Raw genomic sequence first — 14,823 nt, forward strand, 5'->3', positions numbered from 1 at the left:
GTCGCGGGGGCCCGGGGGGGGGGCCCCACCTGGGGGCCCCCGCCCCCCTTCCGCGTGTGGCCGCGCGGCCGGAGGACGCCTCCGCCACGCATCGTGCACGCGCACGGTGAGGGCCCCGCGCCCGCGGGATCGCCGCGGGCGTGGGGCCCTCACCTGTCCGACCGGTCCGGCTCAGCCCTTGACCGCGCCGGAGGTCATGCCGGCCACGATCTGCCGGTTGAAGAAGATGTACATCACCAGCATGGGCACCGTGATGAGCAGGATGTCCATGAACAGCAGGTTCCAGGCCGTCGAGTACTGCCCCTGGAAGTTGTACAGGGTGACCTGCACGGTCTCGTTGCCCGAGCCGGGGAAGAAGTACAGCGGCGCCTGGAAGTCGTTGAAGACGAAGACGGCCTGCACGACGATGACGGTCACGATAACGGACCGCAGCAGCGGGAAGATCACCTGGAAGAACAGGCGGATCGGACCCGCTCCGTCCATGATCGCGGCCTCGTCGAGCTCGCGGGGAATGGTGGCGACGAACGCACGGAACATCAGCACGCAGAACGCCATGCCGAACGCGACCATGATGAACACCAGGCCGTGCATCGTCTTGAACAGCCCGAGGCGCTGCATGACCCAGATCGTCGGCACCACCGCGGGCGGCACGATGAGGCCGGCGAGCACCAGGAAGTTGATGAGCCCGTTCCAGCGGCTCGAGCGGCGCTGGAGCACGTAGCCGACCATCGCCGAGAACACCACCATCAACGTCACGGACGCGACGGTGAGGATCGTCGAGTTGATGAAGGCCGTCACGAGCACGTAGTCGCGCGCCTGGATCACCTCGACGAGGTTCTCGACGAACGCCCATTCGGTGGGCCACGAGAACTCCAGGCTCGCCGCCTCGACGCGGGTCTTCGAGGCCGTGAGGAAGATGAAGATGAACGGCACGATGAAGATCACGGCCGTGACGACGATGCCGAGCAGCCCGGCGGTCCACGAGTACGTGCGGTTGAGCCTGGACTTGGGCTCCGCCTGCGTGGTCATCGGTCGACCTCCTTACGGTTGAGGAACCAGAACAGGGGCACGACGATGAGCGCCACAAGGACGAACAGCACGACGTTGCCCGCCGTCGAGAGGCCGTAGAAGCCCGCCTGGTACTGCTTGTAGACCACGGAGGCGAGGACGTCCGAGCTGAAGCCGGGACCGCCCCCCGTCATGGTCCAGATGAGGTCGAACGACCGCAGGCCGCCGATGAGCGACAGGATGATCACCGTCGTGGTCGCGGGACGCATCAGCGGCAGCGTGACGTGCCAGAACCGCTTGAAGGCGCTGGCGCCGTCGACCTTGGCGGCCTCGAAGTACTCCTGCGGGATCGCGACGATGCCCGCGATGTAGATGAGCACCGCCAGGCCGACGCCGCGCCACACATCGACGAGCGCGACGGAGAACAGCGCGAGGTTCGGGTCGGTCAGCCAACCCGGGCCCTCGACCCCGACCGCGGCGAGGGTGCGGTTCACCAGCCCCTCGAACGGGTCGAGCAGGACCGCGAACGTCGCGCCGATGCCGACGGCCGAGATGAGCACCGGGAAGAACACGACCGAGCGCAGCCAGCCGCGCGCGATGATCTGGCTCGTGAGGAACACGGCGATGAGGAGGCCGAGGACCACCTTCGCGCCCGAGGTGATCACCGCGAAGATCAGCGTGTTGATGAGGCTCTCGAACAGGAAGGGCTCGGAGAAGAAGGTGCGGAAGTTGTCGAGGCCGATGAACTCGGACTCGAAGATGGTCCATCGCGTGAGCGCGAAGTAGAACGACGCGAAGGTCGGGACGATGAAGAGGACGCCGTAGATGATCCCGGCGGGAGCGTAGAACCACATGGGATAGGGGCTCTTGGCGCGTCCGCGACGATGACGCGCCCGCTCGGGCTCGGGGGTGGTGGGGGTGGCGGCGCGCCCGCGCGCCATGGTGTCGGTCATGAGGGGCTCCTGAGCGGGCCGTCGGGGCCCGACCCGAGAGGTCGGGCCCCGACGGCGGTGGTCAACTGAGGACGGGTGGGGTCACCAGCCCTCGAGGCCCAGCTGCTGGGCCTGCTTCTTGACGTCCTCGTCGTAGAGCGCCGCGCCGTCCTCGGCGGAACGGATGCCGGAGCCGACCTCGACGAGGATCTGCTCGAGCGAGGGGCCCTTGATCGGGGACAGGAACTCGAGCGCCGGAGCGGTGTCGCCCGAGTCGAAGTAGGGCAGCATGTCCTTGATCGCCTGCGGCACGTCGTCCGGGAGCTCGCAGCCCTCGACCACGAACGGTCCGCCGGCGGCGATGCCCGCATCCAGGCGCGCCTGGCACGCCTCGGGGCTGGCGACGTAGGCCATGAACTTCTTCACCGCGTCCGGGTTCTCCGTGGTCGCCGGCGCGTAGATGGCCGGCGGCATCCACACCGTCAGGCCGTTCGCCGCGGCGTCGTCGCCGGGGATCGCGAAGTAGCCGATGTTCTCGGCGGACTCCGGGTAGAGGCTCATCATCGTGTCGATCGCGAACATGAGCATCGGGTACTGCGCACCCTCGCCCGACGCCATGCGCTCGAGCGCCTTGTCGAAGGTCAGCGACGCGTAATCCTTGTTGAGGAGGCCGTCGTCGTAGATCTCCTGCATCTTCTCGAAGGACCGCAGAGCGACCGGCGTGTCGCTGTAGTGCGCCTCGTTGGCCGTGTACTTCGCCGCCCAGTCCGGGTCCTCGTTGTAGATGTTGTAGTAGTCGGCCAGCATGATGATCTGCGACGTCCAGGTGTCGCCGAACGATTGGATGAGCGCGTTGTCGTAGCCCGCGTCCTTGATCGCCTGGGTGTTGGACACGAACTCGTCCCACGTGGTGGGCACCTCGAGACCGAGCTCCTCGTAGATCGGGATCGAGTAGAAGATGCCGCCGCCGCCCGCGACGTCGATCGGGACGCCGTAGACGCCGTTGTCGGTCGATACCGTCGGGATGAAGCTGTCCATCACGTTGTCCATGAAGGGCTCGTCCGCGATGTTGAGCAGCTGCGCGTCCGGGTTCAGCGCCTGGAGCAGCGAACCCGAGTTGTACCAGAACATGTCGGGCGCATCGCCGGTGGCGAGTCGCGTCTTGAGCAGGTTGTCGCCCTCGGAGCCGGACGGCACCGAGGCGTCGACCGTCACCTGGACGTCGGGGTTCGCCTCGTTGAACCCGGCGACCACGGCTTCCGCGATCGCGACGTTGAGCTCGACGGTGCCGGTCAGCAGCGTCAGCTCGGTGACCTCGCCGGGCTCGGCACCGCCGTCCGCGCTGGACGTTCCCTCGGACGTGGACCCGCCGGTCGAGCAGCTGGCGAGGATGACCGCACCTGCGAGCGCGCCGGCGGCGACCCCCGCCCGGCGGTGTAGGCGTGCGACAGACATTCTTACCTCCTTGTAAGTGCCGTATGGCATCCGATCACTGAAACGAATCAATGACCGGCTTTCGCCAAAGTACCCGCAGCACGCGGGTCGGTCAATCACTGTCACCGAACTGTTATCAGCGGCGCTCGGCCGCCGGATGCGCACACCATGCGCGCACGCGGCCTCCATGATGTCGTCGGCGTGCGCCGGGTCGTGGTCCATCCCCTCGGCCGCGATCGAGGCGACATCCTCGATCCCGATGAAGTTGAGCATCATCTGCACGTACTGGCTCGCCGGGTCCTGCGAGCCGTAGAAACCGCCCGCGGTCTGGAGGTGGATGGCCTTCTTGCCGCGCACGAGCCCGACCGCCTCCCCCTGCTCGTTGTACTTGAAGGTCTTGCCGGCAACGCAGATGCAGTCGATCCACGCCTTGAGCCGCGTGGGCACCTGGAGGTTCCACAGGGGGTTCGCGATCACGATCTTGTCCATGTTGAGGAACTGGGTCGTGTACCCCTCGAACAGGGTGCTCTTGGTCTGCTCCGCCTCGTGCAGCCGCACGAACGGGACGCCGTCGCCGAGCTTCTTCCACGCGCCGAACAGGTCGAGGTCGATCTCCGGGATGGCGATGTTGTACAGGTTCTGGTCGATGACGTCGTCGTCGGGGTGGGCCTCGGTGTACGCCGCGAGGAACTCGTCGGCGAGGCGCATCGACCGCGAGGCGTCGGCGGTGAGCGGGTGCGCGCGGATGACGAGGAGCTTGGCCATGGGAAGTCCGTTTCTGTGCTGGGAGGTGCGACGTCGTCGCCGTGCCGACGATGCTCGCCGTGCTCCTGGCAAGGATCGCGGGACGTAGGGCCCCAGAGCGGGATATCGACGCCGCTGAGAGGGTCCCTGATAGAGGCTCCCTCGCGCGTCGATGCGCCCCTAGCGTCGGTGCGCCGCACGCTCGGGGTCGCACGCCTCGGGGGTGCTCGCGGAACCCCTTCCGGCGCCACCTGGTCGCGGCAGCAAGGGATCGCGATGATGGCCGCACGATGCGGATACGCGCCCGTCGACCCGCTCGCCCGACGCGGGCGACAGAGGAAAGGAGACCCCATGGTCCTCAACCAGGCCTACACGCTGAGCAACGGCGTCGAGATCCCGAAGCTGGGACTCGGCACCTGGTTCATCAACAACAAGGACGCCGTCGGCGCGGTGCGGTCCGCGATCGATGCCGGCTACCGCCACATCGACACCGCGCAGGCCTACCGCAACGAGCAGGGCGTGGGCGAGGGCGTGCGCTCCAGCGCCGTCTCCCGCGACGAGATCTTCGTCACCTCGAAGGTCGACGCGGGTGCGAAGTCGTACGCGAAGGCAGCGAGGTCGATCGACGGCTCGCTCAAGAAGCTCGGCCTCGACCACATCGACATGATGATCATCCACAGCCCGCAGCCGTGGACCGCGTTCCGTGGCGAGAAGCGCTACTTCGACGAGAACCGCGAGGTGTGGCGTGCGCTCGAGGACGCCTACCGGGCCGGCAAGGTGCGCGCGATCGGCCTCTCGAACTTCGAGCAGGACGACCTCGACAACGTCCTCGACTCGGCCACCGTCAAGCCGATGGTCAACCAGGTCCTCGCGCACATCGGCAACACGCCGTTCGACCTCATCGCGCACTCCCAGGCGCGGGACGTCCTCGTCGAGGCCTACTCCCCCGTCGCCCACGGCGCGCTGCTGGGCAACGCCGAGGTCGAGGCCATCGCCGCCCGCTACGGCGTGTCCGTGCCGCAGTTGTCGATCCGCTACTGCCTCGACCTCGGACTGCTGCCACTGCCGAAGACGGCGAACCCCGCGCACATGGCAAGCAACGCCGCGCTCGACTTCGAGATCGGCGCCGAGGACATGGAGGCCCTCAGGAACGTGGCGCCCGTGACCGACTACGGGTCGGCGAACATGATGCCCGTGTACGGCGGCAAGCTGAACCTGGGCACGATGCTCAAGATGGTGGTCGGCTCGCGCGGCTGACGCGGACGATACGAGGGCCGGCCCCCGCACCGGGGCCGGCCTTCGTCGTCTCCGGCTCAGGCGACCAGGGTCACCGTGACGGTCGCACCGTCGGCGATGCCCTCGAGCACCGCGGCCTCGCCGTCGACGGTGCCGAGGCTCACGAGCCCCGCGGCGTAGCCGAAGTCCCGGTAGAAGAACGCGACGTTGCCCCACGGGGCGTAGTAGGTGAGGTCGCCCACGTGTGCGTCCGTCCCGGCGGGTTCGCCGGCGACGTCGAGGCGCTCGGGAAGGTCCGCGACCTTCTCGATGCCGTGGAAGTCCCGCATCGTGAGCGTGAGCGGGAGCTGCGCGACCAGGTCGCGCGCGGCCGGGCCGTCGCCGAGCGTCACGGTGAGGCTCGCATCGTCGAGCGTGAACTGGATCTGCATGGACGTCTCCTGGCGCGTGAGGTGGGTGCGCGGACGGCGAGGGCCCCCTCCAGGATCGCCGGAGGGGGCCCGATGCGGGTGCGGCGCTTCTCAGCGTGCGCGGCCGCCGCCACGGCAGGCCGGGGTCAGCCTGCGGGATCGATGCGGACGGTCGCTGCCTGCGGCCCCGCGCTCACCATGGGCGGCAGGTACCGGCTGTCCGCATACTTGACGCGGTAGGCGGCGTCGATCGCGTCGGTGAGCGACGCATCGGCCGGCGTGAAGGTGACGTCCAAGGTGTGGCCGCCGGCGGAGATGCGGCCGGCCCCCTACGACATCGCCGCCTGATGCCAGCGCGAGCGGACACCGTTCCACGCGCGCACGTAGAGCGCGCCGTCCACGACCACGGACCAGATCCACGTGGGGGTGCCGTAGGTGACACCGTCCGCGCGGAACGGCGAGATGTGCAGGTCGTCCGTGCCGGCGATCGCGGCGAGGACGTCCGCGGGCCACGCCGCCATCAGCGGCCGAGCTCCTCGTCCGTGACGTGCTCGCCCCAGACGGTGCTGGTCGCCGGGTCGGTGCCCTCGAGCAGCGCGAGGTGCTCCATGAACGAGTCCGGCGCGGCGGCGTGCCAGTGCTCCTCGTTCGGCGGGGTGTAGACCGTCTGGCCGGCCTTCGCCTCGATGATGGTGCCGTCACGGCTGCCGAACAGCGCGGTGCCGTCGGTCACGTGGCAGTACTGGCCATGCGCGTGCGAGTGCCACGCGGTACGGGCGCCGGGAGCGAACCGCACCTTGGCGAGGACGGCGCGCTGCTCCGGGCCGTGAGGGATCGCGATCAGGTCGACCCACACGTCGCCGGCGAACTGCTCCGGCGGGTTCTTCATGGTGGGGATGGTGGGCTCGATGTTCATGTCAGGCCTCCTTGGAGAACAGCTTCTGGGCGAGGGTGAGGGCCGAGACGGCGGGCGGCCAGCCGGCGTAGAACGCGACGTGGGTGATCGCCTCCTTGATCTCGTCCTCGGTGAGGCCGTTGGCGAGGCCCATCGGGATGTGCGCGTTGAGCTGCTCGATGTTGCCGGCCGTGACGAGGCTCGTGATGGTGACGAGGCTCCGGTCGCGCGGCGACAGCGCATCGGTGCGCGCCCACACCTTGCCGAACAGCACCTCGTCGGTGAGCTCGACGAACGTGGGTGCGAAGTCGCCCATCATCCGCTGCATCGGGGTCTGCTCCTGGGGTTCCGACATGAGGTCTTCCTTTCCGGTCTCTGGACGCCATGCGCCGCGGCACGGCGGGCGATGCCTCCAGTACAGCCGGGGCCCGGCCGTCGTGACAGTTCCTGTCAGAGGTACCTCTGCGGGTACCTGTCACCACGCGGGCCGCAGGCTTACGGTGGCGTCATGAGCACGACGAACGAGGTCCGCGACTTCCTGATGACGCGCCGCGCGAAGGTCACGCCGGCGATGGTGGGGCTGCCCGACGTGGGCAGCCGCCGCGTCCCCGGCCTGCGGCGCGGCGAGGTCGCGATCCTGGCCGGCGTGAGCGTCGAGTACTACACCAAGCTCGAGCGGGGCGACCTCCGCGGCGTCTCGGACGAGGTGCTCGAAGCGATCGCGTCGGCGCTGCGGCTCGACGAGGCCGAGCGCGCCCACCTCTTCGACCTGGCGCGCACCGCCAACGCCTCGACTCGCGCCCGGCGCAAGCCGGGCGGCCCCGCGGGCGTGCGCCCCAGCCTGCTGCACCTCGTCGAGTCCATCACCGCCGGCGCCGCGGTCCTCGGCAACCTGCGCGGCGACATCGTCGCGACCAACGAGCTCGGCCGCGCGCTGTACGACCCCGTCTACCGCTCGCAGCCCGAGCGGCCCGGCTACCCGCGGTTCATCTTCTTCGACCCCGCATCGCGCGACTTCTACCCTGACTGGGACACGATCGCCGACAGCTCGGTCGCGAGCCTGCGGACCGTCGCCGGCCGCAACCCCTTCGACAAGTCGATCACGGACCTCGTCGGCGAGCTCTCGACGCGATCCGAGGAGTTCCGCACCCGCTGGGCGCGGCACGACGTGCGCCTCCACATCGAGGGCCTCAAGCGAATGCGCCACCCGGTCGTCGGGCTGGTCGAGCTCGAGTACAACGTGCTCGGGCTTCCGGCCGACGAGGGGCTCGGCCTGACGGTCTACACCGCGACGCCGGGCTCGGATTCCGCCGAGAAGCTCGCGCTGCTGGCGAGCTGGTGGGCGTCCGAGCAGGAAGCGGCCGCGCAGGCCACGCCCATCAGCGAGGGCTGACCGGAGCCTCGATCAGGCCGCGCAGCGACGCCTGGATCGCCACCGTCGCGGCGCCGCGTGCCCAGCGGGAGAAGCCCGACCGGTCCATGCGCAGGTCCAAGGCATGCGCCTCGGGGTCGCGGTCGTCGGTGAGCTGCCGGCGCATGGCGGCACCGGCGACATCGAGCACCGCCAGACCCTCGCCGCTTACCACGATCACGTCGACCATCGCGAGGTTCGCGACCAGCGCGAGCAGGCGGCCGACGCCACGAGCGGCGGACGCGACGATCTCCGAGCACACGGGCTCGGCCTCTGCGGCGAGCGCGAGGACCTCGTCGAAGCCGACGGGACGCTGCAGGCCGATGCTCGCCTGCGCCTCGATGCTCGGGATCGCGAGCATCGCGGTCGAGCAGCCGCGGTGACCCGCGAAGCAGCGAGGGCCGGTGGGGTCGAGCGGCACGTGACCCGCGAGCCCGAGTCCCATGTCGGGCGTGCGCACCACCTGGTCGTGGCGTACGAGCCCCAGGCCGATGCCGGCGCCGATGGTCACCACGGCGAAGTCCTCGAGGCCACGGGCCTCGCCGAACCAGTGCTCGCCCGCCGTGAGGGCCGAGAGGTCGTTGTCGATCACCACGGGCGCCCCGAGCTCGCTCTCGACCAGGTCCCCGAACCGGACGTCTCGCCAGCCGAGGAACGGCGCGCGGTCCACCGTGCGACCGTCGGCCGCGCTGCCTCCGAGGGAGACGCCGGCACCGACGAGCGGCGCGTCGTCCGCGAGCTCGCGCAGCAGAGCGGCGACCTCGCGGGCGACGTCCGCCGGCTCGTGCGACCGCAGCGCCCGGCGGTCCGAGGCGAGCTCCGTGGCGAGCATGTCGGTCACCACCGCGAACACCTCGTCGCCGGTGAGCTTGGCGCCGCCGTACCTCCGGTCGCCGGCGGTGCCGACGAGCGGCCGGGACGGCCGTCCGGGGCCCTCGAGCACCTCGGAGGTCTCGTGCACGAGGCCCCGGTCGATGAGCGGCTTGACGGCACGCGTCATGGTCGACTGCGACAGTGCCAGCCTGCCGGCGAGCTCGGTGCGGGACACGGGACCGTGCACGAGGATGGTCGACAGCGCGGCGAGCTCGACCTCGCCGCCGCGTGTCCCGACCGCGTCAGTGCTCACCCCGGTCACCCGTCCTCTCATCGCCGGCACTCAGGATGCCATAGCCCCTGGTGCGTGCCTCGTCACCATCACGAGACACGCTCGACGACGGCCAGCACGGCCTGCTCGGGCCACAGGATCGGCGGGCGCAGGCCCACCCGTGCGAGGGCGGCGCCGGTGACCTCCAGGCCGTCGAGCCAGGCCGGTGCGCGGCGCTGCACCGTCGCCGGGGTCTCGAACTCGTGAGCGTGCACGCGGTACACCGCGTCCGGATCGAGCCCGGGGACACGGAACGCCGCCGGCGATGTGCCCGCCGTGGTCGTGCACTGGACGTAGGCGAAGACGGCCGCCGAACGGTCGTGGGCGACCACTCCGTGGACGACGGCGCTCGGGTCGGGGTGATCGACCCGGACCGTGCGGCCGCCGTGGAGCAGTCCCCGGTGCGACCGGTAGAACTGCGTCCATCCGCGCAGCGCCTCGAGCTCGTCCTCGGTCGCCTCGAGCAGGTTCCACTCGATGCCCGCGTGACCGAACAACGCGGTGACCGCGCGCATCTGGACGCCGTGGCGCCGCCCGGTGCCGTGGGAGATGGTGGGACCGATGTGAGTGCCGAGCATCTCGGGCGGGATCACGAGCGACGTCCACCGCTGGATCTGCTGCCGCTCCAGCGCATCGTTCTGGTCGGACGTCCAGAACCGGTCGGCATGCTGGGCCATGCCCAGGTCGATCCGGCCGCCGCCGGAGGCGCAGGACTCGATCTCGAGCCCGGGGCTGCGCGTGCGCAGCTCGTCGAACAGCCGATAGATCGCCTCGGTCTGCCGGCGCACCGCCGCCTCCCCGACGTGCCCGGGGTCGGTGAGGAACCGGTTGTGGTCCCACTTGATGTAGTCGATGCGGTGCTCGGATATCACCGCGTGCACCTGCTCGAGCACGTGGGTGTAGGCGTCGGGGTTCGCGAGGTCGAGGACCAGCTGGTGACGCGCGAGCGGGGGGACCCGCCCGGGCACCTGGAGGATCCAGTCGGGATGCGCGCGGTAGAGGTCAGAGTCGGGGTTGACCATCTCGCCCTCGAACCACAGCCCGAACTGCATGCCGAGCGCGCGCACACGCTCGACGAGCGGGCCGAGTCCGTCGGGCCAGACCTCGGGCGATACCTCCCAGTCGCCGAGTCCCGACCAGTCGTCGCGTCGCGATCCGAACCAGCCGTCGTCGAGCACGAACCGTTCGACGCCCACGCCGGCCGCGACCTCCGCGAGCCTCGACAGCGTGTCGAGGTCGTGGTCGAAGTAGACCGCCTCCCACACGTTGAGCGTCACCGGTCGCGGCGACGACGGATGGGTGGGCCGCGAGCGCAGCCAGGCGTGTGCGCGAGCCCCGAGCCCGTCCAGGCCGTCCTCGGAGTAGAAGGCGGCGACGGTGGGCGCGGTGTACGCGTCGCCGGGCGCGAGCTCCGCCTCGCCCGGTTCGATGAGCTCGCCCGCGCCCAGAGCGCCGCGGCCGGTGACGGCGCGTTCCGCGAGGTGGCGCGAGCCGCCGCTCCACAGCAGCCCCAGCGCCCACACCTCCCCCGCCTCTGTGGTGGTGTCGGCGGTGAGCGCGCACTGGACGATCGTGTAGTCGTGACCCGAGCGTCCCTCGCGGCTCTCGCGGAGCCGCAGCCCGGGTGCGAAGGGGAGGCGCTGCGCCTGGCGCTCGCGCAGCCATCGGCCCGTGAAGTCGAGCGTCTCGGTGGCGCGGTCCGGCACAGGCAGCCACATCGCGAGCTCATCCAGTGTGTAGGTCGTGTCGCCGTTGTTCTTCAGCGTCGCGTCGATCAGCAGCACGCCCTCGGGCGACAGGGCGACCCTCAGCTCGAGGCCGAGCTCGAGCGCGCCGTCGACGAGCCGGACGGTGCACGCATCGTCCAGCGCGGTCACGTCGGCCACCGCGAACAGCGGCGAGAACCCGATCGCGCCGCGATGACCGCGCAGCGCGGGCCTGCCGGTGAAGCCTCGCGCGGCCTCGCGCAGCATCCCCGGATCGACGGGCTCGTCGAGGTCGCTGTGCGGGATCCCGCCGTCCTTGAGCGCACGCAGCGACGCGGGCGCGATCCCGGCCAGCGGCGCGCCCCAATGCAGGACCGTGGGGTAGCCGGCCTCCAGGTCGAGCACGAGCTCGACCCCGGCGCGGCTGAGCGTGATGACGCGCGCCGCCTGGGTGGACGTGACGATGGTGTCAGCCATGGGTATCTCTCCGAGGGAAGGCCTCCTCCGTCTGGCTGACGGTGCCCGACGGAGGAGGCGGGCAGGTTATTCGAACAGCGCGTTGACGTTGGCGTTCGCGTCCGCGAGGGTGTCCGTCCCGGCGGAGCCGGACATGATCGCCTCCATGACGGGCGTCATGATGGAGTTGACGTCCGACTTGTTGTCGGTGATCGGGAACAGCACGGTGGTGCCGTCGTCCACATGGCCGGTGAAGGCGGTCACGTCGACGCCGCCCGCCTCGAAGGCAACGACGGCCTTGTCGGTGGAGGTCTTGATCGCCGGGAAGACCACGGCCGCCTCGGCGACCACGTCCTGGCACTCGGCGGAGCCGAGGTACTTGACCCACTCCCAGGCGGCGTCGGGGTTGTCGGTGGTGGCCGAGATGTTGTCCGCGAGTCCGTTCATCATCGACCAGCTCTGCCCGTCGGGACCGACGGGGGTGGGCGCCACCGCCGGGGTGAAGGTGTCGCTGGCCGCGCCGAAGACGTAGCCGGTCATCCACGAGCCGTTGGGCACCATCGCGGCCTTGCCCGCGATGAGCTGGTCCGCCCAGCTGATGCCCTCCTGCGCCGCGAAGGTCGGCATGTAGCCCTTCTCGACGAGCGAGTACCACCAGTCGATGGTCTCGGCGAAGACCGGGTCGTCGTAGCGGTACGAGGTCGCCCACGGACCGTCGGTCTGCTCCCAGCCGAGCGAGGCCGTCAGGAACGTCCACTGGGTCTGGCCGTCGGCGCCGCCCGAGCCCTCCATCCACAGGCCGTAGGTCTCGACGTTGTCCTTGTCGAAGCCCGGCTCGTCGCCGCGGACACCGTTCTTGTCCACGGTCATGTGCGCGATGAACTCCTCGTAGGTGCCGCCGTCCTCCGGGTTCCACGTGAGGTTCGCGAGGTCCTCGGCGGAGTAGCCGGCCTCCTCCGTCATCTGCACGTTGTAGAACAGCGAGACCGTGTCGAAGTCCTTGGGGAGCCCGTACTGGACGCCGTCGGGGTCCTGCCACAGCTCCACCAGGCCGTCCTGGTAGATCGACATGTCGAGGCCGTCGCGGGCGATGTACTCGTCGAGCGGGAGCACCTGGTTGTTCTTCTGGAACTCGGGGTAGTACGCGACGTGGCTGGTGAAGACGTCGTAGTTCTCGCCCGAGACGAAGCCGGTGGTGATCTTGCTCCAGTAGTCGTCCCAGCCGATCTGCTCGATGTCGACGGTGTACTGCGGGTTGGCGGCGGCGAAGTCGTCGGCGCACTGCTGGTAGGCCGGGAGCTGGTTGGAGTCCCACAGGCCGTAGCTGATCGTGGTGACGTCGCCGCCCTGTCCCGAGCCCTCGCTCGAGCCGTCGTCGGAACCGCCGCCGGAGCATCCGGCGAGGGCGCCGACCGCGATGGCGAGAGTGGCGGTGGTGGCAAGGGACTTCTTCATCGAAATGCTCCTTGGGTGAGAGGTGGGTGAGGTGGGTGATGGGTGGGAAGGGGTGCGCCGGCTGGCGCCTCCGGGGACGATGCGGCGGGCCGGGCCCGTCACTTCACCCCGGACGATTGGATGGAGCCGACGATGCGGCGTCCGAAGACGAGCACGAGGATGAAGATCGGGATCGCCGCGATGAGCGAACCGGCCATGAGGCCCGCCCAGTCCGGGCTGCCCTGGGGGGTCTGCGACCGGAAGATCCCGAGCCCGACGGTGAGCAGCGTGGACTCCTCGGTCTGACCGATCAGCAACGGCCACAGGTAGTCGTTCCAGTAGAAGATGAACTGCAGGATCGCGATGGTGATGATCTGCGGCATCACGATCGGCAGGGCGATGCGCGAGAAGATGCGCCACTGGCCCGCGCCGTCGATGATCGCGGCCTCGATGAAGCTGCGGTTCACCCCCAGGAAGAACTGACGGAGGAAGAACACCACGAACGGTGAGAAGAACATGGCGGGCAGCGCGATACCCAGGTAGCTGTTGAGGAGACCCAGGTCGCGCACGAGCAGGAAGTTGGGCAGCAGGGTGAACATGCCCGGCACGAGCAGCGCGACCAGGAAGACCCCGAAGACCGCGTCGCGCCCGCGCCACTCGAGGAGGGAGAAGGCGTAGGCGGCCATCGCGCTCAACAGCACCTGGAAGACGGTGATCAGCGTGCAGACGATGATCGAGTTGATCAGGTACTGCGTGAAGTTGATGTCGCCGACGGAACCGCCCTCGGCGAGCGCGTCGGCGGTGGACTGCAGGCCGAGCACGCGCTGGATCGGTCCCAGGGTGGGATCGACGGGCAGCAGGCTCAGCGGCTCCGAGAACATCGCCCGGTTGTTGCTGAGCGCGGTGCGCAGCATCCAGTAGAAGGGGAACAACGTCACGAGGATGACGAGGCCGATCGCGGTCCATCCGAGCGCGCGGCTCAGCGGGTTGCGGTGGCGGCCCACGGCCTGGCTGTCCGGGGAGCCGCGACGGCGGCGTCGCGAGGTCGGGCGGGGGTCCGAGGCCGGGGCGGGTGCGGGGGTGAGGGTGGTCATGTCAACGCTCCAGGTCAGACTGGTTGGCGCGTAGCACCCGCATCTGCACGAGGGCGATCACCGCCAGGATCAGCATGAGGATCACCGACAGGGCGCTGGCGTAGCCGAAGTCGAAGCTTCCGAACGCCTTGTCGTAGATGTAGTAGGTGATCGCGTTGGTCGCATCGACCGGTCCGCCTTGGGTCGTGACCGCGATCGTGTCGAATATCTGGAACGACCCCACGACGGTGACCACCAGGACGAAGGCGAGCACGGGGCGCAGCAGCGGCAGCGTGATCGACCGGAAGACCCGCCACTCCCCCGCTCCGTCGACCGCGGCAGCCTCGTACACGTCACCGGGGATCGCCTGCAGACCCGCGAAGATCAGCAGCGTCGTGTAGCCCAGGTGACGCCAGACGTTGACGAGCGCGATCGTCGTCATCGCGTACTGCTGGTCGCCGAAGAACCCGATGCGGTCGAGCCCGATCGCGTCGAGGGCGGAGTTGATGAGGCCCAGGTTGTAGTCGGCGAGCCAGTACCAGACCAGCGCCACGATGACGTTGGCGATGAGGTACGGGAGCATCACGACACCGCGGATCACCATCGACTTGGTGAAGCGGTGCAGCAGCACCGCGAGCGCGAACGCGGCGATGGTCTGGACCACGATGTTGATGAGCACGTACTGCAGCGTCACCACCATCGAGCGCCAGAACACCGAGTCGCCGCCGATGCTCGCGTAGTTCTCGAGGCCCACGAACTCGGGATCGCTGAGCAGGTTGTAGTCCGTGAAGCTCAGGTAGATGCCGCGCGCGGCGGGCCAGGCGAAGAACGCGAGGAAGCCGAGCAGCGCTGGCAAGAGGAAGAGCAGCGCCGGGACCAGCTGTCCGCGCTTCCGCGACACCTTCGCGCCTCGGCGAGGGTTTGCGGTGAGAGGCATCGT

At 69.4% G+C, this 14,823-nt stretch carries 13 protein-coding genes and 1 pseudogene; 2 read left to right on the top strand and 12 right to left on the bottom strand.

The window, feature by feature from the left end; translation table 11 throughout:
• Nucleotides 1-171: 171 nt before the first annotated feature.
• The 3 genes from QQX09_RS11260 to QQX09_RS11270 form a co-directional block, all read right to left on the bottom strand.
• Nucleotides 172-1,029 carry a carbohydrate ABC transporter permease gene (locus tag QQX09_RS11260; protein WP_301134725.1) on the bottom strand — a complete coding sequence of 286 codons (858 nt, stop codon included), beginning with the start codon at nucleotides 1,027-1,029 and terminating at the stop codon, nucleotides 172-174.
• On the bottom strand, nucleotides 1,026-1,961 hold the full coding sequence (locus QQX09_RS11265; RefSeq protein WP_436969063.1) for a carbohydrate ABC transporter permease: 936 nt from the start codon (nucleotides 1,959-1,961) through the stop codon (nucleotides 1,026-1,028). Before QQX09_RS11265 ends, QQX09_RS11260 begins: the two co-directional genes overlap by 4 nt.
• 81 nt (nucleotides 1,962-2,042) lie before the next feature.
• Nucleotides 2,043-4,139, bottom strand: a complete 2,097-nt coding sequence (locus tag QQX09_RS11270) for an extracellular solute-binding protein (protein ID WP_301134726.1) — start codon at nucleotides 4,137-4,139, stop codon at nucleotides 2,043-2,045.
• A gap of 330 nt (nucleotides 4,140-4,469) precedes the next feature.
• Between QQX09_RS11270 and QQX09_RS11275 the strand changes: the two genes are divergently transcribed.
• Nucleotides 4,470-5,375, top strand: a complete 906-nt coding sequence (locus QQX09_RS11275) for an aldo/keto reductase (protein ID WP_301134728.1) — start codon at nucleotides 4,470-4,472, stop codon at nucleotides 5,373-5,375.
• Between the two features lie 56 nt (nucleotides 5,376-5,431).
• On the opposite strand, the gene QQX09_RS11280 is transcribed toward QQX09_RS11275, so the two are convergent.
• The 4 genes and pseudogenes from QQX09_RS11280 to QQX09_RS11295 form a co-directional block, all read right to left on the bottom strand.
• Nucleotides 5,432-5,785, bottom strand: a complete 354-nt coding sequence (locus QQX09_RS11280) for a cyclophilin-like fold protein (protein WP_301134730.1) — start codon at nucleotides 5,783-5,785, stop codon at nucleotides 5,432-5,434.
• A 125-nt stretch (nucleotides 5,786-5,910) separates the two neighbouring features.
• Nucleotides 5,911-6,285, bottom strand: a pseudogene (locus QQX09_RS11285) (DUF2255 family protein).
• Nucleotides 6,285-6,680, bottom strand: a complete 396-nt coding sequence (locus tag QQX09_RS11290) for a cupin domain-containing protein (protein ID WP_062298700.1) — start codon at nucleotides 6,678-6,680, stop codon at nucleotides 6,285-6,287. The pseudogene QQX09_RS11285 and the gene QQX09_RS11290 overlap by 1 nt, the downstream one beginning before the upstream one ends.
• 1 nt (nucleotide 6,681) lies before the next feature.
• On the bottom strand, nucleotides 6,682-7,014 hold the full coding sequence (locus tag QQX09_RS11295) for a carboxymuconolactone decarboxylase family protein (RefSeq protein ID WP_062298699.1): 333 nt from the start codon (nucleotides 7,012-7,014) through the stop codon (nucleotides 6,682-6,684).
• 153 nt (nucleotides 7,015-7,167) lie between these two features.
• Between QQX09_RS11295 and QQX09_RS11300 the strand changes: the two genes are divergently transcribed.
• Nucleotides 7,168-8,052 carry a helix-turn-helix transcriptional regulator gene (locus QQX09_RS11300; RefSeq protein ID WP_301134732.1) on the top strand — a complete coding sequence of 295 codons (885 nt, stop codon included), beginning with the start codon at nucleotides 7,168-7,170 and terminating at the stop codon, nucleotides 8,050-8,052.
• Here QQX09_RS11300 and QQX09_RS11305 read toward each other — a convergent pair.
• From QQX09_RS11305 to QQX09_RS11325, 5 genes are all read right to left on the bottom strand, one after another.
• On the bottom strand, nucleotides 8,039-9,196 hold the full coding sequence (locus tag QQX09_RS11305; RefSeq protein ID WP_301134734.1) for an ROK family transcriptional regulator: 1,158 nt from the start codon (nucleotides 9,194-9,196) through the stop codon (nucleotides 8,039-8,041). The two genes, QQX09_RS11300 and QQX09_RS11305, sit on opposite strands and share 14 nt — an antisense overlap.
• 68 nt (nucleotides 9,197-9,264) lie before the next feature.
• Nucleotides 9,265-11,397 carry an alpha-galactosidase gene (locus QQX09_RS11310; protein WP_301134736.1) on the bottom strand — a complete coding sequence of 711 codons (2,133 nt, stop codon included), beginning with the start codon at nucleotides 11,395-11,397 and terminating at the stop codon, nucleotides 9,265-9,267.
• Nucleotides 11,398-11,463: 66 nt separating this feature from the next.
• Complete coding sequence (locus QQX09_RS11315) at nucleotides 11,464-12,831, bottom strand: ABC transporter substrate-binding protein (protein WP_301134738.1); 1,368 nt, start codon at nucleotides 12,829-12,831, stop codon at nucleotides 11,464-11,466.
• Nucleotides 12,832-12,929: 98 nt separating this feature from the next.
• Nucleotides 12,930-13,904 (bottom strand): carbohydrate ABC transporter permease, encoded by a 975-nt coding sequence (locus tag QQX09_RS11320; RefSeq protein ID WP_301134740.1) that lies wholly within the window; start codon nucleotides 13,902-13,904, stop codon nucleotides 12,930-12,932.
• Between the two features lies 1 nt (nucleotide 13,905).
• Nucleotides 13,906-14,820, bottom strand: coding sequence for a carbohydrate ABC transporter permease (locus QQX09_RS11325; protein WP_436969064.1), 915 nt, complete (start codon nucleotides 14,818-14,820; stop codon nucleotides 13,906-13,908).
• Between the last annotated feature and the right edge of the window lie 3 nt (nucleotides 14,821-14,823).

This window comes from Demequina litoralis, from assembly GCF_030418455.1.
Classification (GTDB): Bacteria; Actinomycetota; Actinomycetes; order Actinomycetales; family Demequinaceae; genus Demequina; species Demequina litoralis.

Coding starts and splice junctions, on each gene's coding strand:
- QQX09_RS11260 (WP_301134725.1), bottom strand. CDS start 1,029: ATGACCACGCAGGCGGAGCCCAAGTCCAGGCTCAACCGCACGTACTCG.
- QQX09_RS11265 (WP_436969063.1), bottom strand. CDS start 1,961: ATGACCGACACCATGGCGCGCGGGCGCGCCGCCACCCCCACCACCCCC.
- QQX09_RS11270 (WP_301134726.1), bottom strand. CDS start 4,139: ATGGCCAAGCTCCTCGTCATCCGCGCGCACCCGCTCACCGCCGACGCC.
- QQX09_RS11275 (WP_301134728.1), top strand. CDS start 4,470: ATGGTCCTCAACCAGGCCTACACGCTGAGCAACGGCGTCGAGATCCCG.
- QQX09_RS11280 (WP_301134730.1), bottom strand. CDS start 5,785: ATGCAGATCCAGTTCACGCTCGACGATGCGAGCCTCACCGTGACGCTC.
- QQX09_RS11290 (WP_062298700.1), bottom strand. CDS start 6,680: ATGAACATCGAGCCCACCATCCCCACCATGAAGAACCCGCCGGAGCAG.
- QQX09_RS11295 (WP_062298699.1), bottom strand. CDS start 7,014: ATGTCGGAACCCCAGGAGCAGACCCCGATGCAGCGGATGATGGGCGAC.
- QQX09_RS11300 (WP_301134732.1), top strand. CDS start 7,168: ATGAGCACGACGAACGAGGTCCGCGACTTCCTGATGACGCGCCGCGCG.
- QQX09_RS11310 (WP_301134736.1), bottom strand. CDS start 11,397: ATGGCTGACACCATCGTCACGTCCACCCAGGCGGCGCGCGTCATCACG.
- QQX09_RS11315 (WP_301134738.1), bottom strand. CDS start 12,831: ATGAAGAAGTCCCTTGCCACCACCGCCACTCTCGCCATCGCGGTCGGC.
- QQX09_RS11320 (WP_301134740.1), bottom strand. CDS start 13,904: ATGACCACCCTCACCCCCGCACCCGCCCCGGCCTCGGACCCCCGCCCG.
- QQX09_RS11325 (WP_436969064.1), bottom strand. CDS start 14,820: ATGCCTCTCACCGCAAACCCTCGCCGAGGCGCGAAGGTGTCGCGGAAG.